Raw genomic sequence first — 25,095 nt, 5'->3', positions numbered from 1 at the left:
CGTCTTCTCCTCTCCAATCTTCCGGTTTCCGTAACCATCGCGTCTTCGCTTAACGAGTAAACTAAAATGACTAGACGGATAAATCGTATATGTCGAGGGCTTCGATCATCAGCCGTTCATCATCGGCGGCAACGGAAATGCCTGTAGAGGCATGATCCGGATAAATCAAATCGGTCATCACGACCCGGCCCCCGTTTGCGAACACCTCGACGGAAGCGCGGTCAACGAAAATGCGGAGCGCAAGCTGCCCCGACGCATCTTTCAGCATGGCGGAATGCCTGCAGGCGAACGACGGATGGAAATCGGCGATGCCGGATCGGGTACGGTCCACAAATATCTCCGCCGCAGCCGCATCGTATCCGATGACCGTTTCCTCGCCGGCTCCGGCTCTTACGTGAAAAGCGATCTCCCCCCGGCTTGAATCCGGGAACCGTACGCGAGCGACGATTTCGAAGCTTTCCAGCCGCAGGCCGGATAACCGCTTCGCAGCGGCAGTTGCATCTACGTTTGCCAGGGAAACGACCGGCTTGCGGTAGGCCTCCAGCTCACGGACGGGCTGCTGGACCAGCACGATGCCGCCGCTATATTCCCGAAGACGCAGCTCCCTGGCGATCGTCATCGCCCCCCTCCAGCCGTTCGTCGGCGTCAGGTTGGCGTATTTCCAATTGCTCATCCAGCCGATAAACAGGCGCCTGCCGTCTTCCGCGGGAATATCCGACCAGCTGACGCCGGCATAATTGTCCCGGCCGTAATCGAGCCACCGGACGTTCTCCCGCGAACCGGCATCCGGAATAAACCGCTCGCCGTCGAACTCCCCGATAAAATACTGCGTTCGTGACCCTTCCGCAAAACCCGGATGGTCGCCGATGCTGACCAGCATCACCCAACGGCTTTGATCCTTCGCGCCTTCGACCGGAAGCGGGAACAAATCCGGGCATTCCCATACGCCGTCATGGCTTCCGATCCCTTCCCCAAACTCGCTGGACAGCGTCCAATCCTTCAAATTCGGGGATCGGTAAAGGCATACCGTCTGGCCGCAAGCGACAATCATCACCCATTGCGCCGACGGCTCGTGCCAGAACACTTTCGGATCGCGGAAATCGGTATAGGAATCATGCCGCAGCACCGGATTGCCTTCGTATTTCGTCCATGTCCTGCCCTCGTCCATGCTATAGGCCAAGCTTTGGCATTGGACGGGCGGCTGCGAATCGGTCCCTTCCGCATGATGGGTAAAAATCGCGACAAGCCCCGGCTCTTCCCCGAAAAAACCCGTCGTGTTGCGCCGGTCGACTACCGCGCTGCCCGAAAAGATCATGCCGTGTTCGTCCGGCTCCAGCGCGATCGGAAGCTCCTCCCACGCCACCAGGTCCTTGCTGACCGCATGCCCCCAGTGCATCGGCCCCCAGGTCGTTCCGAACGGGTGATGCTGGTAAAACAAATGATATTTCCCCTTGAAATACACCATGCCGTTGGGGTCGTTCATCCAGTTCTCCCGCGGGGAAAAATGATATGCGCCGCGGTGGTTTTGCTTTGCGATTGTTGACATTCGTTAAACTCCTTCGTTATGGGCCCTCTTGCGGAAACGGCCGCGCTTGCCGGAACATGCCGTGCGCGGCCGCATTCCTTTATCGGTTTCAAGCCCGTTATTTTGCGTTCCGGTCGTAACCCGCCTGCTTGATTTTCAGCCATTCCTGCAATCCGAGACGGTCCAGCTCTTTCAAATAGGCGTCCCATTCCTGATCGATGTTGCCGTTTTGATACCATTCGGTCCGCTTCCGCTCCACGTAAGGGAACAAATCCGCCTGAATGGTCGACAGCCGATCCAAGTCTTCGATGGAAAAGAATACGTTCGGATACGTATTTTCCGCCTTCATATGCGGCACCATCACGTCTTTCAGCAGTTTAAGCCGCCATGCGGCATCATCCGGCATCGTCGTATATTTGCCGTAATATTCGTCCAAAATGGCCAGCGGGCCGGCAATGCTCGTTTTTTGGCGAAGCTCGACCGGAGCCGTTCCTTCCAAAGGCAAATGTTTCAGCATTCCTTTGGCTTCGTCGAATTCAAAAATATTTTGCTGGGTTTCGTCCCCGTAGGTTCCCCAGTTGTTCTGGACGGACTGCAAAGGATCATAGAGCTGGTCCACCCACTTGGCTGTTTCCTCCAAATGCTTATTGCTGCTCGTAATGACCATCCGCCCGCGGTCCAGCCCGATGCCGTTCGTTCTGGTCACATTGATTTCCCCGCTCGGGCCGGCCAGCGGCGGCATCAGGTCATACGTATCGTTCGCCCCGGTAATGTTGGCTTTGTCCCACGTAAAATACAAGCCGTAGCGGTGATCTTTGCCCTTGGCCAGATAAGTGTTCCAATCCTGCTGGAACGCCTCGATGTCGACCAGGCCCTCCTGATACAGCTCATGGATGAACTTGACCGCTTCTTTGTAGCCGTCCTGCGCCGCCGTAAACACCACCTTGCCGTCATTCGTCACGACGGTGTGGTCCCAGTTCTCGCCAAGCCCGAAGGAGCCGTACAGGAATGCCAGGTCTTCGCCGCCCGGCTTATTAATGAATGATAACGGGATTTCGTCGGCTTTTCCGTTGCCGTTCGGGTCCTGCGTTTTGAAGGCGATCAGCACCTTTTTCAGCTCATCGGTCGTTTTGGGCATCTCGAGCCCCAGCTTTTTCAGCCATTCGACGTTGATCCACGGAAGATCGTCCACCGACTGGATGCGCTCCTTCCCGGAACCAAGCTCTTCGATCCACGGGAAGGAATAGATATGCCCGTCCGGAGCGGTGATCATTTTTTTGTATTCCGGAGCCTGTTCGAGCACCTTTTTGAAATTCGGCATATGCTGCTCGATCAAATCGTCAAGCGGAATGATGACCCCGTCCTTTGCCAGTTTCAGCAGATCGTAGTCGCCGTAGCCGGCATCGAAAATCGCGTCGGGCAAATCGCCGCTCGCCACCGCCAAATTCCGTTTTTCGGCAAACACGTCGTTCGTGTAGTTTTTCCAATCGATATGGATGCCCGTTTTTTCTTCCAGCCGTTTGTTGATCAGCTTGTCGTTCGGATCGGCCGGCGCGAGCGCCGAGCTTTGCGTCAGGAAATGGAGCGTCACCTTGCCGTCTACCGGCTCCTTGCTTTCCCCTCCGCCCCCGCCGCAGCCCGATAGAAGCAGCAGCGCCGCCAAGGCGGAAAGGGACAACGTGTGGACCATCGCTTGCTTTCTTTTTACCTTCTTCATCTTTATGACCTCCATAATGTAAGGAATGGATCATTGCCATGGATGTTCAGGCGGCCTTTACTTCAAGGAACCGACCAGGACACCTTTTTCGAAATATTTCTGAAAAAACGGGTACATCACAAGCAGCGGGAGACTGGAGATAACGATCGCCGAATATTTGATCATTTCCGACAGCCGTTTCAGCTCGTTCATGGCCAGTTGGTCGCTGATCATGCCCGGCGCCGCCTGATTTTGGATCAAAATCGAACGCAGCACCAGCTGCAGCGGATGCAGCTTCGCATCCTCCAAATAAATCATCGCGTCAAAATACGAATTCCATTGTCCGACGAAAGCATACAACGCCAGCACAAAAATGATCGGTTTGGACAACGGCAGCACGATCCGGAAAAAGATGCCGGCCTCCGAAGCGCCGTCGACGTTGGCCGCTTCCTTCAGCTCGTTGGGCACGCCTTTGAAAAAGGTACGCGACAGGATGATGTTCCACACGTTGACGGCGCCCGGAATGATGACGGCCCACACGGTGTTCAGCATGCCCAGCTGCTTGACGAGCAGGTATGTAGGAATCAGCCCGCCCCCGAAAAACATCGTGATCACGAACAAGGTCATAAAAAAACGGCGGCCGGCGAGTTGGGCATGGGAAAGCGCATATCCGGCAAATACCGAAACGGCAACGGTGACGACGGCAAACGCGGCGGAATACAAGACGGCATTGCCGAACCCGCGCAGCATGGCCGGATTCTCCAAAATCTTTTTGTATCCGTCCAAGGTCCAATCCGAGAACCGAAAAGACAGCCCCTGATTCAGCAGCACGGTCGGATCCATAAACGAAGCGACGACGATGTACACCAAAGGCACGACGACAATCAGAACGGCCAGCGCCAGAACAACGGCGTTGAGGGACAATAACAACCGGTCGAACCGGGAATGTTTGACGGCCATGACCTAAAACTCCTTCCTAGTAGAGGCCTTCGCCTTCATTCAGTTTTTTGACGATCAGGTTGACGGTAACGAGCAGCACGACGTTGATGACGGAATTGAACAGTCCGACCGCCGCGGAATACGCGTAATCGCCGGACTGCAAGCCGACCTTGTACACGTACGTGGCGATGATTTCCGAAGCCGGAAGGTTCATCGAGGTCTGCATGAGATAAGCCTTTTCGAACCCGATCGACATGATGCCGCCGGCCGCCAGAATAAACACGATCGCCATGATCGGCCGGATCGTCGGAAGATCGATATGCCTGATCCGCTGCAGCAGATTCGCCCCGTCCAGGTTGGCCGCGTTGTGCAGCTCCGGATCGACGTTCGCCAGCGCCGCCACGTAAATGATCGATGCCCATCCGGCCCCCTGCCAAATATCCGACAAAATGTAAATCCACCTGAAATACTTCGGATCGGACATGAACATCAGCGGCTCTCCCGTGATCCACGCGAGAAGGTGGTTGATCGGGCCCGTCGGCGACAAAAAGATGAACAGCATGCCGACGATAACGACCACCGATATAAAGTTCGGGGCGTATAAAAAGAGCTGCACGTTCTTTTTCACGGACGCCCTGCGGATCTGGTTCAGCATCAGCGCGAGCAGGATCGGCACGGGAAAGCTGCATAAAAGGCCGAACAAGCTTAATTTAAGCGTATTCATAAAAATGACGTCGAAATTCGGCGAGTACAGAAACTTCTCGAAGTGCTTCCATCCCACCCATTCGCTGCCCATAATCCCCTTGATCGGGCTGAAATCCTTAAACGCGATGACGGCGCCGTACATCGGGACGTATTTGAAAATAAGGGTCAGTACGAGTGCCGGAGCGAGCAGAAGATAAAGAAAATAATGCTTTTTCATCTCATGAAGCACCCGTCCTGTGGAACTCCTCCGCCTCAGCGCCGCTCCCCTGCGATCGACTTCCACTGTGTTTTCCAAACGTTGACCTCCATTCTTTCAAGAAGTTGTGCATGCAGCAGGCCGAAAGTGCTTTCAAAGTTACGATTGTGAACTGCTGCCTTTACAATTTACCAAACGAATTTCCGATTCGTCAATAACTTTTGTAAATTAATTTTTGTGCAATTGACAAATTTAATTTGTTCATAAATGACTTAAATCAGCATGAAATGTAACAAATCAGTGGAAACGATCGTCATTTCAAGGAATCGCCCAACCAAAATATCCCCCATCGCATTATGCATATTTCTATGATTTCGAACAAACTACGGCCATAATTGCCAAAGTCATTTCATGGTGTAAATGTAAATTCGAATTGTGCATTTGTAAATTCATCATTGCTATTTTAGCTAAACTATTATACATTTGACGTATATTAAAGAGAGAAGACGACGGGGATCGGACGCCGATAACCAAAACTATTAGAGGTGGAATCGTATACATGGCGAAAGAGAAAGTCACAATTCAAGATATAGCCGATGCGCTGGGCATTTCCAGGAACACGGCATCCAAAGCGCTGAACGGCAGCGGCAGCATTCCGAGCGAAACCCGGAACAAAGTCATCAAAAAAGCGATCGAGCTTAAATATAAGCAGTTTGCCTACATGGAATCCGAGAACCTTATCACCAAAAACCCGGGAAATATCGCGCTGCTCACCGCCAATATGCCGAGCAACTCCCACTTCGGCTCGCGGCTGATCAGCGGGCTCGAAAAAAGGATCAGCGCCGAAGGATACAACCTTTCGATCCATATCGTGCGCGATATTGAGCGGAGCGCCTTGCAGCTGCCGAACAATTTCGAGGCGTCCAAGGTGGACGGCATCATCTGCATCGAGCTGTTCGACATGGAATACAGCAAGTTGATCACGAGCCTCGGGCTCCCGACTATTTTTATCGATTGCGCGGCCGACATGTCCTATCCTGCCCTGCAAGCCGACTTGCTCCTGATGGAAAACGAGCATAGCACGTACGACGTGACGAAAACATTGATAGCAAGCGGCTGCGGCTCCTTGGGCTTCATCGGCGACTACAACCACTGCAAAAGTTTCAACGAGCGCTGGGCAGGCTTCAACCGGGCGTTGGCCGAGGCGGGAATCCGGCTGGATGCCGGCCAATGCATCCTGAATCCGGACCGCGAGTTTTCTTCGGAATCGGATTGGATGGAGAAACGGCTCGGCCAAATCAAGGAGCTGCCGGCCGCGTTCGTATGCGCGAACGATTTTATCGCGGTCAACGTCATGAGAGCTTTGAAAAACCGTAACGTTGCCGTGCCGGACGACATCGCGGTGGCCGGTTTCGACAATGCGCCCGAGTCCCGGATCATCGAACCCCATCTCACCACGGTCCATATTTACAGCGACGAAATGGGAATCGCCGCGGCGAACATGCTGCTCTCCCGCATCAAGGAACCTTCCCAGCCTTACCAAGTGACGCACATCCAGACCAAGCCGATTTTGCGGGAGTCGACCGGGGCGACGGTGTAAGCAAGGCCCCAAATAAAGCCGGAGGCAGCCGGTTTTTATTCCGTGCACCGAACCGCCGGAGAGGCCCTCAGGCATCCACAATATGCTTTTTAGGAAGATTTTCATATGGCTTTGCGGTTAAAATGAAATATAATAAAAGGAACTTTCAAAAATAAACTGGGGGAACATCTATGACAACACCACCAAAAAACCCAGCGGCGTCGGGAAAAAAGGAACGTTTTTCCTCGGCAGGGTTTATCCTTGCCGCCATCGGCAGCTCCGTGGGTCTCGGGAACATGTGGAAGTTTCCGTACATCACGGGCGAAAATGGCGGTGCAGCTTTTTTTCTGCTTTTTATCGTTTGCTTGATCATCATCGGTTTGCCCGTGCTGCTGGCTGAACTCGCCATCGGACGGGCCGGCCGGGGCAGCGCGGCGACCTCCTTCGTCAATGCCGGCGGCTCCAAAATCTTCGGCCGTCTCGGCCTGCTGCAGATCATCGCCCCGTTTCTGATCCTGACCTTCTACGTCATCGTGGCGGGTTGGACGCTTCATTACGCGGTACAATCGTTTAGCGGGCATTTGTACAACAGTACGGATTTCACGGGTCAATTTAACGGCTTTATCGGCGGCTATATGCCGATCGTCTGGCAGGTCATCGCCATTGCGATCACGGGTTTTGTCGTCGTTAAAGGGATTTCCGGGGGCATCGAAAAATTCAACAAGGTCCTTATCCCCGGCCTGATCATCCTGCTGATCGTGTTGATGATCCGTGCCGTTACATTGCCGGGTGCGGGCGAAGGAGTATCGTTTTTCCTGAAACCCGATTTTTCGAAATTAAACGCGGAATCCGCTTTGGTCGCTCTTGGACATGCCTTCTTCTCCCTGTCGCTGGGGATGGGCATTTTGCTGACATACGGGGCGTACGTGGACAAGCGCCAATCGCTCGGGGCGGCGACAATCGCGATCGGGGCAGGCGACCTGATCTATGCCTTCATTGCCGGGCTCATCATTTTCCCGACCACCGCTTCCTTCGGGATCGCGCCCGACTCCGGGCCAAGCCTCGTGTTTATCGCCCTGCCGGCCGCCTTTTCGGCCATGCCGTTCGGCGCGTTTTTCGGGGGACTGTTTTTCATTTTGCTGGCGATCGCGGCGCTGACGTCGGCGGTATCGCTGCTGGAGGTTCCCGTCTCCTTTGCGATGGACCGCTGGGGCTGGAGCCGCATGAAGTCCGTTCTGATCATCTCGGTGCTCGTGCTGCTGGTCGGCCTTCCTTCGGCCTTGTCCTTCGGCATCGTGCCGGCCTTTACGCACATGGGCAGCAAAAACTTTTTCGACTGGCTCGATTTTATCGCCTCCAACATCCTGCTTCCGGTGGGCGGCCTGATCACCACCCTGTTTGCGGGGTACTTCTGGAAGGGAGCCGCGGAAGCGGCCGGCCTCAAATCCGGATGGTTCCGGGTATGGCTGTTCATGCTGCGGTACATCGCTCCGATCCTTGTCGTGCTCGTGCTTCTGCACACGACCGGCGTCATCAAGCTCAAATAAGGGAACGCCTCTCGAGACACCATCCTCGCATGCGTATCGCATAACAAGGGTAAAAAAGAAAGGCAATCTCCCGGTCTGTCTTGGACAGCACCGCGGAGATTGCCTTTTTTCATTTGTAGAATTACTTCACGCTGCTCTTCCAGTCGGCCGCAAATTTGACGAGGCCTTGGTCGGTCAGCGGGTGTTTCGCCAGCTGCGCAATGACGGAGAACGGCACCGTCGCGATATGGGCGCCCGCCATCGCTACGCGGGTAACATGGTCCGGATGACGGACCGATGCGGCGATGATTTGCGTGTCGAGGTTATGGGTGCGGAACAGCTGCGCGATTTTGTCCACCAGCAGCACGCCGTCTTCCGAAATGTCATCGAGCCGGCCCAGGAAAGGCGATACGTATGTTGCTCCGGCACGGGCCGCAAGCAGCGCCTGATTGACCGTAAAGATCAGGGTAACGTTCGTTTTGACGCCTTTCCGGGACAGATAACGGCAGGCTTCCAGACCCGCCAGGGTCATCGGCAGCTTGATCGTGATTTTCGGATCGTTGCCGTTGATTTTGATCAACTCGTTGGCCTGCGCGATCATCTCTTCGGCGGTTTCCGCATCCGGCGTCACTTCGGCGGACACCGATTCGACTTCAGGAACGGCCTGGCAAATTTCGGCGATGCGGTCCTCGAATTTGACGCCTTCTTTGGCGACCAGGGACGGGTTCGTCGTCACGCCGGACAACACTCCGATTTTGTAAGCGGATTGGATATCCTGCAAATTGGCGGTATCAATAAAAAATTTCATGAAATACAACCTCCCGAAAATGTTCTTTTCATCGTTTTATGTTGGATTAGGTGATCCGTTTTGCTTTAATCAGCTGGCCGTGACATGCTCAACAGGCTGCTTCCGCGCCTCTGCGGCATTTGCCGCCTCCTGTTCGGACGGTTCGTCGAACCACCAGTGGAATCCGTCCCGGGCAAGCAGCTCGTTGGCGGCCTCCGGACCGTGGGAACCTGCAGGATACGGATAAAGCGGCACTTCGCCCGCTTCAAACGCTTCAAGGATCGGCTGAACCCACTGCCAGGACAAATCGACTTCATCCGAATGCACGAAAAACGTGGAATCGCCGTTCAGCGCGTCATGAATCAGCGTTTCGTAAGCCTCCTGCGCTTCTGCGCGGTCCGGGAACATGTCGATATGAACCGGCTTGAATTCGTCTTTATGATGCGGGTCTTTCGTATTCAGCTGCAGCGTGATGCCTTCGTTCGGGCCGATCTCGAACACCAGCAGGTTCGGCACGCTCGAATCCTCCGCGGAAGCCGAGGAGCGGAGCGGCTCCTTGAATTCGATCACGATCCGCGTATTTTTCGATTTCAGGCGTTTGCCCGTCCGGATATAAAACGGCACGCCCCGCCAGTAATAATTGTCGATGTTCAGCTTGGCCGCAATAAACGTATCGTTCGTCGAATCGGGCGAAATGCCCGGCTCGGAAGTATACCCTGGCACCGGCTTGCCCTGGATGGATCCCGCCGTATATTGGCCGCGCACGATGCGCGTGTGCACGTCCTGTCTGGACAGCGGCTCCAAGGCTTCCAACACGTTCTTTTTCTTCAGTCGGATATCTTCGGCCGTAGCGTTGCTGTTCGAAACATGAATCGACAACATCATAAGCAGCTGGAGCATATGGTTTTGGAACATGTCCCGAATAGCCCCCGCCTTGTCGTAATAACCGGCGCGGTCTTCCACACCGACCGTTTCGTCGGCCGTGATCTGGACGTTCGCGATGTAGCGGCTGGTCCACAGCGCCTGAATGACAGGGTTCGCTTGTTTGAGCGCTTCAAGCCGCTGAACCATCGGTTTGCCGAGGTAATGGTCGATCCGGTAAATTTCGTCCTCGGTAAACGCCTGGCTGAGTTGGCTGTCGAGTTCGCGCGCCGAAGCAAGATCATGCCCGAAGGGCTTCTCGATGACGAGCCTTTTCCAGCCCGTGACGCTGCCCAGGCCGCTTTGCTCGATTTGCGACGCGACCGTGCCGAAGAAGTCCGGGGCGACGGACAAATAAAACAAGCGGTTGGCCGCTCCTCCTACTTCCTTCTCCCAGCGCTCCACCCGTTCCTTCAACTGAACAAAATGCTCCCCGCGGTCGATATGCAGGACATGAAAGCCGAACAAACCCAAAAAGGCTTGCAGCGTGTCGCCCTCTTGGACCTCCAGACGGTAAAAATCATGCAGGGATTGCTTGACGTGCGCGCGGAACGTCTCGTCGGTCAATTCTTTTCGCCCAAGTCCAACTACTGAAAAAGACGCAGGCAGTTTTCCGTGGATATATAAATGGTATAAAGCCGGGTAGATTTTGCGCTTGGCCAAATCTCCGGTGGCTCCAAACAATACGAAAGTGGTAGGATTCATTTCGATTTTCTCCCTCCTTCAGAGCTTGGGGACGAGGGTGAAGACTTCGCCGGTTCCACTCTGGTTTCTATGTCTTGGATTCACTATAATACAAATAAGTACCATACACGTAATTGATATATTTCTGAGGAGATATAGATCATGTCTATGACTAATAATTATGAGCTGTATAAGGTATTTTATTGGGCGGCCAAAACGGGGAGCCTGACGCAAGCGGCCAAGGCGCTGTACTTGACCCAGCCCAGCGTCAGCCATGCCATCAAGCAGCTGGAGGAGCGGGTCGGCCTCACGCTTTTTTACCGCAACGCCAAAGGCGTGTCGCTGACGCAGGAAGGCAAAATTCTTTTTTCGTATATCGAGCAGTCCCAAATTCTCATTTCGTTGGCCGAAGAAAAAATGGAAGCGCTCAAAAGCCTCGAAAGCGGCGAGCTTCGCATCGGCGGCAGCGATTCGTTGTTCAAGCATTACCTCCTCCCGTATCTGGAAGACTTTCACGTGCGTTATCCGGGCATCAAGCTGCATTTGAAGCACGGCACGACGCCGGAGGTCATCTCCTACCTGAAGGAGGGCCGCATCGACCTCGGGGTCGTGCGGATGCCGATCGTGGATGCCCAGCTGGAAGTTACCGAAAGCACCGAGCTTCAGGATTGCTTCGTCGCCGGCGAACGTTATGCGGAGCTGAGCGGACAGACGCTGACGATGGAAGAACTGATGAAATATCCGATCATTTTGTTTTCGCGCAACAGCCGGGTTCGAATGGCGATCAACGAGCTGTTCGAAAAATACGGCCACGAGCTGAAGCCCGACATTGAGGTGGGGAGCGTCGACCTGCTCATCGAGTTTGCCCGCAGGGGGCTTGGCATTTCTTACGTCACGCGGGAATTCGTCTCCAAGGAACTCAAGGAAGGTTCGCTGTTCGAGGTCAAGCTGGACGTCGAAATTCCGCCCTCCAAAGTCGGGATCATGGTCATGCGCAACCTCCCGATTTCCGCGGCGGCAACCAAATTCATCGAGATGGTGCCGTAAAAGCGGCGCGGCAAACCGGGCAGCCCATTACTCCTGCCTCGTTTTTTTCTTAGTCACTTATCGTATATTGGGCGACACTTTTGTACAGAGGAACCCTGCCGTCCGTAAATTAAGAAAGGCAGCCGACCAAATAAGGCCGGCTGCCTTCAAATGTCTATATTGTGTTATCGTTCCCGTGGGCCTCATGCCGCATACGGGTGATGCGGGACATGACGACGAAGAAGCGCAGCCGTCATCAGCGGCGGGTTAATAAGTAAACCCTTCCGACCGTGGCGGCTCCGAGCACAGTAAATCACAAATGATTGCCAGCCAATGTCCCTTTCGCCGTTTGGCCCCTCTACAAAACCGTCAAGCGGTGAATGCAAAAATAAAATAAGCTTTCTTATTGTCAATTCTCCTTTTGTTCATGTGGTATGCTTACGATTAACTACACTTTACAACATTACAAGATTGCTAATTTGGGCCGCTCCAAACATTAAAACGCAACCGGTAATCCAATTCCTCCGCGCATCAAAGAAGTCGGACGCCATGTTGTCCCTTTACCTCCAACGAAGCTTGCTGCCTGCATTCCATGCAGCATTTCTGAATTTCCACGCAGGTTTTCCCGTTATAATCATATGAAATCCCCATTTGTGTCCCCACACCAATCCGCGATTTTCCCCCAGTCCGATGCAGAAGAGATCCAAGGGCGCCGATTTGTGGACCGGCGCGGGGCGGCCTTCCAGATCGGCCATCACGATTTTTCCCAGTCGATGCTCCTGTGTCGCTAGTTCTGCGCATCTCATCAGAGCGGCCTTCCCGTTTTTGGGATCGACGATTCTCGCACAGTCGCCAATGCTGTACACGCCCGGTGCCCCTTGAACGCGGTAAGATTCATCCACTAGCACCTGGCCATTAGGGGCAAGTGGCAAGCCCATTGTACGAAGGGCCGGATTCGGAATCAGACCGATCGTCCATATACATAGGGAGGTCTCGAGGCGATCGCCGTTGTCGAGCGTCACCACTCCGGCTTCTTCCCGGGTCGCCTTACGATTGTAAAGCACCGTCACCCCGCATTCGCTGAGGATGCGATCCAATTTTCGTCCTACCTTCCTTGGTCCTTCCGTGAACAAACGTTCCTGCCCGCTCAGCAAATAGACAGAGATATCGGAAGGATTCAGCCCTAGCGACGATGCTTCCTTTTGCATCCCAAGCGCCAGCTCGGCGGATGTCTCAATGCCGCTGATGCCGGCTCCTGCAACTACAGCTGTCATCAGTTGCTTTCGTTTTTTAGGGTTTGTCTCGCCCACAGCTTGCCGTAGATTGGCGCGCCAGCGCTTCCGGATAGCCGCCGCGTTTTGCTGATCAGTTAAAGATATGCCGCCCTGGTCGGCATCCGGCTGACGAACGACGCTGCCGACCGCTACAACCAAAAGGTCATAACGAATACGGGCATCCTTTCCTTGCGCATCCGTGTACCGAATCTGTTTTTCCTCACGGTCCACGAACGTAACCATGCCTTGCACGAATTCGACCCCTTCCGAAAAACCATAATGCTTCCAGGGGATCGTAATCTCTTCCTCACCCACGGCCGGCCGGAACAACAGCACTTTGCGCACATGACCGGGCTGCTTGTCGATCAGAACAAACCGAATCCGCCGTCCGTTCGCCGCGCCCCGGGTCGTTTCTTTTATTGCTTTGAGCGCGGCAAGCCCTGCATGGCCGCCCCCGATGATGATGCATGTGAAATCGCTCATATTCCTCAGCTCCTTTACGTTTTGCACATATAACAATGCAAGCCTCAGATTTGTGACACTGGAAAGGAGCGGACTAACCTTGGCATACGCCCGTTTAATCCGCGAATCAATCGGGCCCGATAGTTAAAAAAGGCAGCTGACCATATGAGGTCGGCTGCCTTCAATTTAATTCCTGATCGTTAGGGGGACATCTCAAATCACTTCGTGAATCCGGGTAAGCTTATCAGGGTTTCGTACCATGTAGATTCCGGCATATTTTTCGTGTCGGCGTCGTATAAACATAGCTGCCAGAGTTTCGTCGCCCGAACGGAGTATTATACCGGTCTCCCCGTTCAGAGGGGCAACCTCGAAGCTGAGTTTTGCCTGGGACAACATACATAGGATTCGAGCCACATGATCGCGCGTTTGGATCGGACGCTTCAAAGCTCTGACTTTTCCGCCTCCATCGGAGACAAGCATGACATCTTCGGTCAACAGGGACATGACATGATCAACGTTGCCTTGTTCAAGAGATGCCAGGAACCGGCCAACCCATTCCATTTCGACCGCTTCGGCCGCGACCGTCTCCTCCTCCGATATTTCCAACTTGCTTCTTGCCCGGCTCATCAGCTTGCGGCAATTTGCCTCTTGCTTGCCGAGCAGTTCGGCGATTTCCGGATAATCGAAGCCAAGCGCCTCGCGGAGGACGAAAACAGCCCGCTCTGTCGGCGTCAACCTCTCCAAAAGCACGAGCATGCCGTATGACAGCAAATCGCGACGGACGACCGCCGTCTCGACCGAATTCGCCTCCGGCGTCCGAATCGGTTCGGGGAGCCACGGGCCGACGTACATTTCCCTTTTCTTCCGCGCCGACTTCTGAAGATTGATGCAGTGATTGGTTACCATTTTGCACAAATACGCCTTCGGCTGCTCCAAACGTTCGGGATGCACGTCATACGCCTTTAAAAACACGTCCTGCAACGCATCTTCCGCGTCTGCCGCAGAGCCTGTCAACTGATAAGCCAGGGTAAACAGCAGTGCTCTATACTGATCGTACAGTTCTTCCATTCGCCGTCCCTCCTTTTCCAAGGCATACTTGCGTCATCCAACACCGCCTCTCCCATTTTCCATAAAAAACCACGTCCGCGTCAAGAAAAAAAGGGGGGCTATCGACGCCCGCTGAAAATTTGTCCGATCCATAAAAAGGAGCCGCCCCTCTGTCAATAACGATGACATTTTGGGACAGCCCCTTTGTTAGCATCCGAAACTGCACGATGCTGCTTATCTTTCATGCTGCTCATAGATTTTTTTCAACTGGTCGATGATTTCCCGGGGCTCCATGCGTGTCATGAAGTCCGGATCGACGTGCGTGCGACGAATGACTCCTTTTTTATCTATAATAAACGTCGCCGTAAGCGGCAAAATCCAACGATCGGTTTGGTTGAACTCGGTGAGATCCATACCGAACTTGGTGTAGGTGTTCTGCAGGTAATCGGGCAGTTCATAGAGAATTCGGTAGCTATCGGCGACACGGCCGTTCAAATCGCTCAGCACCTGGAAGGTCAGCTCTTCCTTCTCTTTATGCGACAGCGAGTTGTCCGGGCTTTGCAGAGAAACGGCAATCAGCTGGCCGCCAAGTTTCTTAATATCCGGCAGCAATTGTTGATAAGCCCTGAGCTGGATATTGCAGAACGGACACCAGCTGCCGCGGTAGAAGGTCAGAACGACCGGCCCTTTGGCAAGCTCGTCATATAAGTTCACTTGCTCACCTAGCGGATTGGCCAGCGTAAAATTCGGCGCTTCGTCCCCCTCCTTTAAACCGAAAACGATGCCGGACTCCTGCTGCTCCTTTATGTGCCGAAAAACCTGCACTTGCACCTCTTCAGGCGCTTTGACGATAAAAGCTTCCTTCGCTTGATCGAATAATTTTTTAACCGCCATTCCCGCAACACTCCCTTTTACGTTTTGCCCATATAACAATTCAGGGGTCCGTTTTGTGACATAGGATCGAAAAGAAAATCGCGTGAGCCAGCCGTTTACAACTTAGCGAATGTGTTAAAGCTGTTTTACTAGATTATGATAAATGGACTTACTCCACTAAACAGTATCATTTTTTGACATGATTTAGAGCTATGATAAAACCAAGCGAAAGCACTAATTTTAAGAAAAGGTAGGTTTTGAATATGGCAAACTATACGATTGAAGAAAAAGACAGCTTTACCGTTTTGGGCATTGGTACGGAGCTTAAAAGCCATTACACAGACTTTGCCGGCATAAACAAGGAAAAAGCAGACTTTTGGTCGGCCGTCGAACAAGACGGAAGACTGGACACTTTAAAAGCCATCGCCGCAAATAACTACATTTTTGCCGTGAACGAAGCGGTAAACAACAAGATGATGTATTATGCCGGCGTCATGACAGAAGCATCGCTACCCGAAGCATCGAGAATCATCCAATTCCCTAAGGGGGAATACCTCGTAGTTAAAGGGGAAGCGAAGACATCTGAAGAGTTGAGTAATACGCTAGCCGGCATTGCCTTTGGTCAAGTATTGCCGGAAGCAAAGGATTTTGCCTATGTCGGCGGACCAAACGCGACGGTTGAGATGGGTCAGCGAAACGGCAACGTTGTTGGCGAAATGTGGATTCCTGTGGTTAGAAAATAATATTGATCCCTATAAGGAGGAATAGAAATGTCCTATATCGTTGATTTTAAAAATGTGTCTACGGTTGGTTTGGAGTCTTCACCCGTGGCAGAAGCGCTTGCCGGTTTGCGCGCGAATGAAGCCCGTTACTTTATGAACAAATACAAGCATGAATTTACGGTTGTACCCGCCAGCGAAAGCCAAGAGACTCTTGATTATGTGAACCGGATTTTGAAAGAAGAACGTGGGATTGAGTTTGCGGCCAAACCTTTGGAAACGTCGCGCTTTCAAGTGGAAAACATCCAATTTACTTACGTTTTTTATGAAGATGGCCTTGGCCTCAATGTCATGTATACGGTGGATGACCCGAAGAAGCGGGCGGTTGGTTTTAAGCTTTCGGAGGGAATGGAGGTACCAAAAGAATTAGGGAATTTTAAATTTGCCCGGCAGAAATCCAAACTGGCTGGAACCATCCGGGGTTCGTTTTTTGTCATTAAAGGTGAATATTAAATAATGAACAGCACCTCTCCATCCAAATCGAGGGTGCTGTTATTTTTGTCGCCCGTTTGCTCATTGCTTTCTAAAACTAGTGATCAGGGAATGCCCCATAATGATGCAGGAGACGATAACAATATAATGATTTGTTGCGATATATGCGGCGATCGATGGATTCCATTTAAATAAACCTAGATGAACCCAGACATAACTCAAAGAAACGACCAAAGACGGTAAAGTCAGCAACAACAGCCTTGATTTATCGATCAGTATCGTGCCCCCGGTTCGCCGATCCCTGCTGCCAAGGCCTAGCAAAACGCCAATGCCTCCAAAAAACACGATGGAGATGATCGTCACATATACAGGACTAAAACGATAGGTTGTTTTTACTTGCTCAAGATGGTTTTCTATTAACATACTTCCTAATGCGAAAAAAGCGACAATAAAAACAAGATAAATAAAATTTTTCAGGATGCCCCGTTGGTTCATTTTCATAAATGTAATCCCCCCATTCTTTCGGATGAATGATTTCATTTTAACCATATATGGATAGTAAAGCCATTTAATTATATACCAAAAAAAATGTAAGTACGGTCTGCCCTTTCCACCTTCCTGACCGGATGGAATGACGATCCTCAGAGCAGACTACTGGAAAGGAGGGCATTCTATGGTAAGCATAACTTCTTGGCTTGAACAATACGGTTACGCGCTGATTTTTACGGCCTTATTTTTAGAGATGCTTGCTTTGCCCCTTCCCGGCGAAATGATGATGAGCTACACCGGTCTGCTTGTCTTTGAAGGAAAATTGAACTGGCTAATAAGCATCGTTGCGGCGGGATTGGGGGTTTCGGCCGGCGTTACGTTATCTTATTGGATCGGTTACCGCTTCGGCAATACGCTCGTGACCAAATACGGCGAACGTATTCATTTGGGAGAAGAACGGCTCGCCAAGATGACCAGCTGGTTCGAGAAATACGGAAACAAACTGCTGTTTGTCGCATATTTTATCCCCGGCGTCAGGCATATCACCGGTTATTTTTGCGGGATCACCCGGATGCCGTTCAGAAAATACGCGGTATATGCGCTCCCCGGCGCGGTGTTTTGGGTCAGTCTGTTCATTTCGCTCGGAAGAGTGCTTGGCCCCAAGTGGGAGATGTATCACAAAACCGTAAATCGTTATATGGTGATATTCGGGATTTTGTCCGCAGTACTGGGCGCCTTGATCTATTTATACCGAAAAAATAAACAACGTTTGCTGGAATCGATCGGGTCTCTAATTCAAAAGGGAATACGCCATTTCAACTCGCTGGGCAAAGTCCGCTTTCTGGTTTTGGTCGCGTTTGTGGTGTTTGTGACATGTGTTTCATTGATGCTCGGGCTCATTCAGGACTTTTTGGCGCAGGAATTCAGCCAATTCGACGAGATCGCCTCCTACATCATCCTTGCGCTGTTCGGGCCGGAGTGGCGGCAGCCGATGGAATTTTTCGCCGCGCTGGGCTCCGATGTTCTTTATGCTTCCGTGATCTTGGTGACGGCGTTATGGGTATTGTTCAAATCCCGGAAAAAGCTGCTGGAGCTGTCGTTTTTCCTTTGGGTTCTCACCTCCGGCGAGCTGCTTGATGAGGGGCTGCGCGCGTTGTTCCATCGTCCCGGCCCGGTCGTATCCGGCCATCAATGGATCAACACGTTTCCGAGCGAGGATACGCTCACCGCGGTGACGATCTACGGCTTTTCCGCCTTTCTGCTGCTCCGTCATGCGGGCAAAAGCGCGGTGGCGATTCCCGTGACCCTCATCGTCATCCTGGTATGCGTCCTGATCGGAACGAGCCGCGTCTATTTCGGTACGCAGTTTCCGAGCGACGTGGTTGCAGGGTACGTTTTTGGAGGGGTGTGGATCAGTTTAAACGTCTTGCTGCTCGAAATTTTGAGGATGCTTCAAAAAAATAAAAAAGAGGGCGAAAAAACGGACGGCCCGCGCGCCTGATCCAAAAGGGACAACAGGCCAATGCCCTCGACGCGGCAAAAAAACGCGATCCCGGTACGAGAGATCCTGCCATAAAGGGTTATTTTCGTGCTATATTGTTCTATGATGATCCGATCGATGGGAGGAGAATAGCATGGAAGAACCCGTAAAAGTGTTCAATACGGCAGTGGAAGCCACGCTTGAGGTCATCGGCAGCAAGTGGAAGCCCGTGATCCTTTTTCATCTGACGTTCGGAAAAAAGCGCAACAGCGAGCTCATGAAACTGATTCCGTCCATCACCCAAAAAATGCTGACGCAGCATCTTCGGGAACTAGAGGACGAAGGCGTCATCTCCCGGATCGTCTATAACGAGGTGCCGCCCAAAGTCGAATACGAGCTGACCGAATACGGCTGGACGCTGAAAGACATTTTGTACATGATGTGCCGCTGGGGGGACACCCACATCGAACAAAAATACGACGGCAAAGCCGTCGTCCTGCAAAGCCGCGAGCTCGAAGCCTCCCGGTAAAAACGCATAAAGGCCGTTCCCGTTGAAGCCGGCATGGGAACAGCCTTTTTTGGGTTACGCCCTGCCGTTAAGGTATGACTTTACGGCGGCGCAATTCGTCAAATATGCCCATAAACATCTCTTCCGTATCCACGAACTCATGAAAACCGAAACGGCGGGCTTTGGAGCCGTCGGCGAAAAAGTCATAGTCCCAGGAAAACACGAAGTCGCCAAACCGCCAGGAGGACACTTCCTGATAGGAATGCGGCGCAAGTCCGTGCTTCTTCACCATTTCATTCCACAGCGGTTCTTTGTCCGCCATGACGACCTCCAGCGGCATTTGCAGCGGGGGAGCCGTCTCGAGACCAAAATAACCGGCGATTTTCGGCCACATTTCGTTCCAGCGGAACAAATCCCCGTTATTGATATTAAACGCCTGATTGGCGCAGCGCGGATCCGTTGCGGCCCACACCGTCGCTTTCGCGAGCAGCCCTGCATCCGTCATTTCCATTAAGGTGTGATATGCCCCCGGCTTGCCCGGAAAACGGAGCGGGATGCCCAGCTCTTTCGAGATGGAGGCATACACCGCGATCACCATCGCAAGGTTCATCGGATTGCCGAGCGCAAAACCCGCAACGACGGAGGGGCGCAGCGCCGACCAAGTCCACGACTTCCCTGGCTGCCGCTTTTCCAGGTAATTTTGCTGATCCACGTTAAATTCGGGCGGCATATGGCCGGCGTCCGTCTCCCGGGCCGGGGTTTTGAACGGACCCAAATGCGCTCCGTACACTTTGTATCCCTGCATCAAACTGATATGCCGCAAGCCCGGAGCAGCCGCTTCGACGGCCTCCACGCTGTTCGTCAGCATGGCCAGATTCGGCGCGACCAGCTCCGCCCAGGTCGGACGGTCTTGAAAAGCCGCGTAAAACAGATGGGTAACCTCGGACAAACCTCCCAGCTTTTTTCGCGTATCCTCTTGATCCAGCAGATCAGCGGCCACGTAGCGGACCCGATCGGTATTCTCCCCTCCCCTGCGGGATACGCCGATGATATCCCAATCCGGCAGCGTCGTCAGATAATCGATCAGGTTGCGGCCGATGACGCCGTTGGCGCCGATGACCAGCGCGACTTTACGTTCTTGATGGACAGACGGGTGATTCATGGCAATTCAGCTCCTTTTGGCTGTGCTTGATATGCTCCCATTGTGCATCGAAAACATCTCTTTGCGAAGTACGCACTTTCAAGTCATATAAGCACTATTTTGTAACCAAGGAGCGCCGCCAACCCGATTCCGCCCTTTTTCCTATCCGTCAAGCCGCCATGTTCCGGCATGCCTGCGCGCAAGCAAAACAGGCTTCCGCGCAATGTTTGCAGTGCTCGTGCATATGTTTTTCGCACTCTTTTCCGCATGCATCGCAAATGTCGGCACATAACACGCATATTTCCCGAACGAAAGGACTGCCTTGGGATATGGATTTAGCCGCCAGCTCGCACATGTCCGCGCACTCGCGGTCCAAGCGGATGCAATCCCTCATCCTGCCGATGTCATTTTCTTTCAGACAGGCATCATAACAGATGCTGCAGGCGACCATACACTGTAAACATGCATCAATGCATTGTTGCATTTGCTCTTGGGACATCCTATCCACCTACCTTCGCATAAATGCTTGCAGCCTGATCATCCAAGCTGCGTCAGGTAGTTTTTACCCAAAAGCGAACGGGAACAAACGATAGCCTCCCGCTTTATTTTTTAATGGCGCTCACCATGCTAGCGTCCCCGTTGAAAAACCGGCTTCTCGAGCGCGTACAGTTCGTCGTCGATCTGAGCGGTCTTCTCGGCGATCATAGCCCTGGCATCTGCGATGCCCTGATTATAAATAAACGGTCCGAGTTCGCCGATCATAAAATCTATGATCTGTTCCGCCGCCAGCCGACCGATGCTTTCGGAACGCTCCTCCTCGAAGTAAGCCTGCACTTTATCGGCAATAACAGCCTTTTGTTCCCTGGAAATTTTGATGACCAAAATGAACGTCCTCCCTTTGTCCTCGATTGTCGGGGTTTGCGCCACGCCTATTTATTACGGAACGTCCAAGCAAACATAATACAAAAAAACAAAGAGATCAAGGCGGGTTCTAACAAAGCGCGTTTCATCCACGCAAAAAAAGAACCTTTATGCTCATTGAGCATAAAGGTTCGACGCAAGTCGTCTTGAGCCGACCGTCATTAGAAAATATGCGATCTATCCCTATTCATCCGCCCCAATGTTCACGGACGAACCCTGCACTCTGGCTTGACCATCGATATCGTATTCACCAATGATGGCCGTATCCGTCGATCCGGCATCGATCGCCGGCGACGCAGGCTGAAGGTGAAAATCGTTATTCGAAACGTTCAGGAACTTCGGATCGGCAAAGATGGAGTGCGCGTCGTTGCCTGTTTTGGATTTATACGCCGAGAAGCCGGTGTACTCTTTGCTTTTCCATGTCCACGTTGCGTTGGAGCTGCCTCCTGGCGAGAAGTAAAGATTATAATCGACGATATTCCCCGTATTTTTCGTGTATTCGTTATAGATCAGGACATCGGAGGAACCGGCCACCATGATGTTGTTTTTGATGACGTTATTTTCCGTATCGTACTGAACGTATAGTTGGCCGTTTCCTTCGCCCAAGGAATCATTTTTATAAAGCGTATTGTTGACGATGCTGCAATTCTTGGTGGAGCCGCGTTCCGTGTCATATCCGCCCATGGCAATGCCGGTCAAGCGATTTTTGTAAATCATATTGCTGCGCACCGTAATGTTGCTGGTCGACTTGCCGGCATGTTCGGATGCGATTTCGATGCCGATGTCGTTGTTGTAGCTGTAGTTCTGCTCGATGATGCTGTCTTTGCCGCCATCGACGTAAATGCCGCCCGCTTCGGTGCTGCCTTTCTCGTAGGACGGATTGTTGGCGGACGTGACATTGTAGATTCTGTTGCCTTTGATAAGTCCGTTTCGCGCCTGGTCGTAGGCGGCGTTCGGGGACTTGCCTTCAAAGCCGATCACATCGATCCCGATGTTGTCGTTGTCGTGGATCACGTTATTCGTGATATGGAACGTATCGACGTTGCCGTTCACCACCAGCGATTCGCTGGAGCCGAGGACGAGATTGTAAAGCTCGTTGTCGTCGATCGTAATGTTGTTGATGGAATCCGGCGCTTTCGTGCCGTATACGGCGATCCCGTGCGCATCCCTGCCTTCCAAGTCCGATCCTTTCGGGGCAGCGGTATTTTTGATGTCATGGACCTTATTGTTCGATAAGGTAATGTTGCTGCCCGTACCATGCACATAGATGCCGACAGGCATAACGCCGTTTTGGGTCGTTGTATAATTTCGGATTTCAAAGCCGTTTATTGTGATGTATTTAGCATCGGTCAGATCGACGATTCCTTCCGTTCCGCTGACCGAGAGCCCGGTGCCGTCGATAATTGGTACTTCATTATCATAATTCGAAAACGTGATCGTACCTTGCTCCGCGGACCCGGAACGGGTGATTTTCAGCTTTTGGTTATAGACTCCGCCGCGGACGTAAACCTTACTGCCGGGTGTGGCAACGTCGGCTGCGTGCTGCAGCGTTTTCCAAGGAGAGGCGAGCGTCCCGGCATTCGAATCGTTGCCGTTTGGCGATACGTAATACTCGGCCGTTCCATCCGCCGCGGCTTTGGACGGTGCCGTATTCCCAAGAGAGACCGCCAAGGCGGCAATACTCAGACCCATGATCATACGTTTACCGAATTTCAACATGATTTCAATCAGCTCCTTCATTAATAGGTTTTAGAACAAGATTACAAAACCACCTCCCCTCTCTATCGGCTTCGTTTCCTTCAAAACTCAGTAACACCGGGTTAGCTCGCCGAAAGGCTATTTTTTTGCCATCAAGCGGGCGATCCCCTCCGCCGTCGGCAAGCTGCCGGCGCCGCCCACGCCCAGCGTCGACAACGCGCCGCATGCATTGGCATAGCGAAGCAGCGATTTAGCCGTTTTTCCATGCAAATACCCATAGATGATGCCGGCATTAAAGCAGTCCCCCGCTCCCGTCGTATCGACGGGCGTCACACGGTATGGCTCAGCCAAAATAACCGTGCCGTCCGGTTCAAGCAGCGAAGCCCCTTTGGATCCTTGCTTGACGGCAATGCGGCCTGCAGTCGGCGGGATTTTGGCAAATGCTTGGCCAAGAGACGCCGACTCGAAAATATGCAGAATCTCTTCCTCGCTCGGAATAAACAAATCGGTATGGACCAGCAACGCACATATTCCTTCCCGGTCCCATACATTCCTTACGTCCCATCCCGTGTCGAACGAAGTGCTGACGCCGTGGCTTTGTGCGCGCTTGAAAAATTTCGGCCAATGCGGCCTCATTCCGTCCTGCAAATAATAGGAGCCGAAATGAAGATGGTCTGCTTCCATCAGCAGCGTTTCCGGGACATGCTCCGGTCCGACAAGCGGAATGCTGCCCGGATAAGTCAGCAAACCGCGGTCGGACGGCGTAGAGAAGGACATCGTCACGCCTGTCTGCACGCCGGGCAAACGGACGATATGTTCCGTATTCACTCCCATACGTTTCAATTCGGATATGCAGAACGTCCCGAAATCATCGTCCCCAACGACGCTGACGAACCTGACGTCCGCCCCGAGACTGGCAAGGGCGCAGGCGGTGATGGCCGAGGAAGAACCGAGGACGACCCGAAAGCCGTCGACGATTTTCTCCCGGTTCCATTCCGGCATAACGTCGCTGCCCGTAACAATGACATCCACGTTCAACTCTCCGACGATGACGACGGTAGGGGCGGTCCCCCCTTTTTCCGCTCCGCTCATCGCAAATCCGGGATGAAATCCCGCTCCGCTTCGTACAGTTCTTCGAACATGTCGCTGATTTCTTTAAGGGAACATACGGCGGCCGATAACGGATCCACCATCAGCGCATGCCGCGCCATTTCTTTATCGTTTTCGAGCACGGCGCCGACGGCCAGCTCGAAGAATGCCATATTGGAGCGGCAGAGCGCGGCCAAATGCTCCGGCAGCTCGCCGAACCGGCAAGGGTTTACACCGTTCCGGTCGATCATGCATGCGACCTCGACGACGCCGTTTTGCGGCAAATTATGAATAAGCCCCTCATTCGGCACATTGCCGTAAATCACTTTCGGTTCGTTCTTCAGCATCGCTTCAATAATAATCGCGGCATATTCATTGCTGGACTCCAGGCTGATCGGGAGTTTTCCTTCAAGCTTTTGCAGGATCTGCTCATCGTTCTCCTTGCGCCAGATCGGCCAGTTGTTGGCATAGAAGCCGGTCGCCCCATTATAGCCGGAACTGCAATGCAGATCGATCAAATCCTGCCGTTTGCGGTAATACGGAATGTATTCGGAGAAATGTCCGCTCGATTCCGAGACGAATGCTCCCAAGTATTTCATCGCGTCAAAACGCACGGGATCTTTTTTCAGCAGGTCAGGGTCCTTGATTTTTTCGCGAAGCACCGGATATAAGTTCTTGCCCTGATGCGTCAGCTCCACGAACCAGGACATATGATTAATGCCCCCTGCTTTCCATTGCAGCTCTTCGTAAGGAACGCCTGCATATTTGGCAAGCTGTCTGGATGTGTTCTGGATCGAGTGACATAACCCGACGACCGGGATCTCGGTGATCCGGGAAGTAAGCAGCGTCACGGCCGACATCGGATTCGTATAGTTCAAAATAATGCTGTCCGGGCACAACTCCTCGATATCCCGCACGATGTCCATCCAGCTCGGCAGCGTTCGCAGCGTTTTGAACAAACCGCCGGGGCCCAGCGTATCGCCGATGCATTGATTCACGCCGTATTTCAATGGAATTTCGTATTCATACCGAACGGTCTGCAGTCCGCCGACTTCGATCTGATTAATGACAAACCGGGATCCGGCGAGTACCTCTCTGCGGTCGACGGAGGCGATGACGTCCCATCGTTTCCCGGTCATTTCGATAATTTTGAGGACGAGCTTCCGGGCGATCTCCAGCCGATCCGCATCGATGTCGACAAGCGCGATCGTACCGCCCTCCACGCCTTCGATGTTTAAAATATCCACGGCAATTTCTTGCGTAAAAGCGCTGCCTGCGCCGATAATCGTTATTTTCGTCATATGTTCTCTCTCCATTT

At 52.7% G+C, this 25,095-nt stretch carries 23 protein-coding genes and 1 pseudogene; 7 read left to right on the top strand and 17 right to left on the bottom strand.

The genetic code is table 11. The features are described from left to right. Nucleotides 1-70: 70 nt before the first annotated feature. The 4 genes from MKY58_RS02495 to MKY58_RS02480 all read right to left on the bottom strand — a co-directional run bounded on the left by MKY58_RS02495 (nucleotide 71) and on the right by MKY58_RS02480 (nucleotide 5,082). Nucleotides 71-1,546 carry a glycoside hydrolase family 32 protein gene (locus MKY58_RS02495; RefSeq protein ID WP_339323322.1) on the bottom strand — a complete coding sequence of 492 codons (1,476 nt, stop codon included), beginning with the start codon at nucleotides 1,544-1,546 and terminating at the stop codon, nucleotides 71-73. Between the two features lie 97 nt (nucleotides 1,547-1,643). Continuing rightward, on the bottom strand, nucleotides 1,644-3,242 hold the full coding sequence (locus MKY58_RS02490; RefSeq protein ID WP_339323321.1) for an ABC transporter substrate-binding protein: 1,599 nt from the start codon (nucleotides 3,240-3,242) through the stop codon (nucleotides 1,644-1,646). A 57-nt stretch (nucleotides 3,243-3,299) separates the two neighbouring features. Beyond that, nucleotides 3,300-4,181: a carbohydrate ABC transporter permease gene (locus MKY58_RS02485; RefSeq protein ID WP_339323320.1), complete on the bottom strand. Its 882-nt coding sequence runs from the start codon at nucleotides 4,179-4,181 to the stop codon at nucleotides 3,300-3,302. Nucleotides 4,182-4,197: 16 nt separating this feature from the next. Further along, nucleotides 4,198-5,082, bottom strand: coding sequence for an ABC transporter permease subunit (locus MKY58_RS02480; protein WP_339325024.1), 885 nt, complete (start codon nucleotides 5,080-5,082; stop codon nucleotides 4,198-4,200). A 517-nt stretch (nucleotides 5,083-5,599) separates the two neighbouring features. Between MKY58_RS02480 and MKY58_RS02475 the strand changes: the two genes are divergently transcribed. Together MKY58_RS02475 and MKY58_RS02470 are read left to right on the top strand one after the other, a co-directional pair. Beyond that, the gene (locus MKY58_RS02475) at nucleotides 5,600-6,661 is read left to right on the top strand and encodes a LacI family DNA-binding transcriptional regulator (protein ID WP_339325023.1); all 1,062 of its coding nucleotides are present in this window, start codon (nucleotides 5,600-5,602) and stop codon (nucleotides 6,659-6,661) included. Nucleotides 6,662-6,831: 170 nt separating this feature from the next. Then, nucleotides 6,832-8,187 (top strand): sodium-dependent transporter, encoded by a 1,356-nt coding sequence (locus tag MKY58_RS02470; protein ID WP_339323319.1) that lies wholly within the window; start codon nucleotides 6,832-6,834, stop codon nucleotides 8,185-8,187. Nucleotides 8,188-8,308: 121 nt separating this feature from the next. On the opposite strand, the gene fsa is transcribed toward MKY58_RS02470, so the two are convergent. Both fsa and zwf read right to left on the bottom strand, forming a co-directional pair. Continuing rightward, on the bottom strand, nucleotides 8,309-8,974 hold the full coding sequence (gene fsa, locus MKY58_RS02465) for a fructose-6-phosphate aldolase (protein ID WP_036707271.1): 666 nt from the start codon (nucleotides 8,972-8,974) through the stop codon (nucleotides 8,309-8,311). A 69-nt stretch (nucleotides 8,975-9,043) separates the two neighbouring features. Beyond that, nucleotides 9,044-10,579: a glucose-6-phosphate dehydrogenase gene (gene zwf, locus MKY58_RS02460; protein WP_339323318.1), complete on the bottom strand. Its 1,536-nt coding sequence runs from the start codon at nucleotides 10,577-10,579 to the stop codon at nucleotides 9,044-9,046. A gap of 147 nt (nucleotides 10,580-10,726) precedes the next feature. On the opposite strand from zwf, the gene MKY58_RS02455 reads away from it, so the two are divergent. Further along, complete coding sequence (locus MKY58_RS02455; RefSeq protein WP_339325022.1) at nucleotides 10,727-11,605, top strand: LysR family transcriptional regulator; 879 nt, start codon at nucleotides 10,727-10,729, stop codon at nucleotides 11,603-11,605. A 296-nt stretch (nucleotides 11,606-11,901) separates the two neighbouring features. Here MKY58_RS02455 and MKY58_RS02450 read toward each other — a convergent pair. The 4 genes and pseudogenes from MKY58_RS02450 to MKY58_RS02435 all read right to left on the bottom strand — a co-directional run. Continuing rightward, nucleotides 11,902-11,991 (bottom strand): annotated as a pseudogene (locus MKY58_RS02450) (dihydrofolate reductase); the annotation flags it as partial. Between the two features lie 153 nt (nucleotides 11,992-12,144). After that, nucleotides 12,145-13,341 carry an FAD-dependent oxidoreductase gene (locus MKY58_RS02445; protein WP_339323316.1) on the bottom strand — a complete coding sequence of 399 codons (1,197 nt, stop codon included), beginning with the start codon at nucleotides 13,339-13,341 and terminating at the stop codon, nucleotides 12,145-12,147. Nucleotides 13,342-13,533: 192 nt separating this feature from the next. Further along, the gene (sigJ, locus tag MKY58_RS02440) at nucleotides 13,534-14,388 is read right to left on the bottom strand and encodes an RNA polymerase sigma factor SigJ (RefSeq protein WP_339323315.1); all 855 of its coding nucleotides are present in this window, start codon (nucleotides 14,386-14,388) and stop codon (nucleotides 13,534-13,536) included. Nucleotides 14,389-14,601: 213 nt separating this feature from the next. Next, entirely contained in the window at nucleotides 14,602-15,261 is a 660-nt protein-coding gene (locus MKY58_RS02435; protein ID WP_339323314.1) for a peroxiredoxin-like family protein, read from the bottom strand. A gap of 242 nt (nucleotides 15,262-15,503) precedes the next feature. On the opposite strand from MKY58_RS02435, the gene MKY58_RS02430 reads away from it, so the two are divergent. Beyond that, nucleotides 15,504-15,983, top strand: a complete 480-nt coding sequence (locus MKY58_RS02430; protein ID WP_339323313.1) for a GyrI-like domain-containing protein — start codon at nucleotides 15,504-15,506, stop codon at nucleotides 15,981-15,983. 27 nt (nucleotides 15,984-16,010) lie between these two features. Further along, complete coding sequence (locus tag MKY58_RS02425; RefSeq protein ID WP_339323312.1) at nucleotides 16,011-16,472, top strand: phage tail protein; 462 nt, start codon at nucleotides 16,011-16,013, stop codon at nucleotides 16,470-16,472. A 60-nt stretch (nucleotides 16,473-16,532) separates the two neighbouring features. Here MKY58_RS02425 and MKY58_RS02420 read toward each other — a convergent pair whose 3' ends face one another. Continuing rightward, entirely contained in the window at nucleotides 16,533-16,952 is a 420-nt protein-coding gene (locus tag MKY58_RS02420; RefSeq protein WP_339323311.1) for a hypothetical protein, read from the bottom strand. Between the two features lie 172 nt (nucleotides 16,953-17,124). Between MKY58_RS02420 and MKY58_RS02415 the strand changes: the two genes are divergently transcribed. Both MKY58_RS02415 and MKY58_RS02410 read left to right on the top strand, forming a co-directional pair. Next, nucleotides 17,125-18,441, top strand: a complete 1,317-nt coding sequence (locus tag MKY58_RS02415; RefSeq protein WP_339323310.1) for a bifunctional DedA family/phosphatase PAP2 family protein — start codon at nucleotides 17,125-17,127, stop codon at nucleotides 18,439-18,441. Between the two features lie 133 nt (nucleotides 18,442-18,574). Next, nucleotides 18,575-18,949 (top strand): helix-turn-helix domain-containing protein, encoded by a 375-nt coding sequence (locus tag MKY58_RS02410; RefSeq protein ID WP_339323309.1) that lies wholly within the window; start codon nucleotides 18,575-18,577, stop codon nucleotides 18,947-18,949. 67 nt (nucleotides 18,950-19,016) lie between these two features. Here the strand turns inward: MKY58_RS02410 and MKY58_RS02405 are convergent, their stop codons facing one another. The 6 genes from MKY58_RS02405 to melA all read right to left on the bottom strand — a co-directional run bounded on the left by MKY58_RS02405 (nucleotide 19,017) and on the right by melA (nucleotide 25,078). Beyond that, nucleotides 19,017-20,090, bottom strand: a complete 1,074-nt coding sequence (locus MKY58_RS02405; protein WP_339323308.1) for an SDR family oxidoreductase — start codon at nucleotides 20,088-20,090, stop codon at nucleotides 19,017-19,019. A gap of 148 nt (nucleotides 20,091-20,238) precedes the next feature. Continuing rightward, the gene (locus MKY58_RS02400) at nucleotides 20,239-20,568 is read right to left on the bottom strand and encodes a four-helix bundle copper-binding protein (protein WP_339323307.1); all 330 of its coding nucleotides are present in this window, start codon (nucleotides 20,566-20,568) and stop codon (nucleotides 20,239-20,241) included. Between the two features lie 128 nt (nucleotides 20,569-20,696). Then, complete coding sequence (locus MKY58_RS02395; protein ID WP_339323306.1) at nucleotides 20,697-20,951, bottom strand: DUF2164 domain-containing protein; 255 nt, start codon at nucleotides 20,949-20,951, stop codon at nucleotides 20,697-20,699. Between the two features lie 222 nt (nucleotides 20,952-21,173). Continuing rightward, nucleotides 21,174-22,709 carry a right-handed parallel beta-helix repeat-containing protein gene (locus tag MKY58_RS02390; RefSeq protein WP_339323305.1) on the bottom strand — a complete coding sequence of 512 codons (1,536 nt, stop codon included), beginning with the start codon at nucleotides 22,707-22,709 and terminating at the stop codon, nucleotides 21,174-21,176. A gap of 117 nt (nucleotides 22,710-22,826) precedes the next feature. Beyond that, nucleotides 22,827-23,780, bottom strand: a complete 954-nt coding sequence (locus tag MKY58_RS02385) for a carbohydrate kinase family protein (RefSeq protein ID WP_339323304.1) — start codon at nucleotides 23,778-23,780, stop codon at nucleotides 22,827-22,829. Beyond that, a complete protein-coding gene (gene melA / locus MKY58_RS02380) occupies nucleotides 23,777-25,078 on the bottom strand; it encodes an alpha-galactosidase (RefSeq protein ID WP_339323303.1) in 1,302 nt (433 codons plus the stop codon). Before melA ends, MKY58_RS02385 begins: the two co-directional genes overlap by 4 nt. Between the last annotated feature and the right edge of the window lie 17 nt (nucleotides 25,079-25,095).

This window comes from Paenibacillus sp. FSL W8-0194 (assembly GCF_037969745.1).
Classification (GTDB): domain Bacteria; phylum Bacillota; class Bacilli; order Paenibacillales; family Paenibacillaceae; genus Paenibacillus_AQ; species Paenibacillus_AQ cookii.
This window is presented reverse-complemented; position numbering and strand designations above follow the sequence as displayed.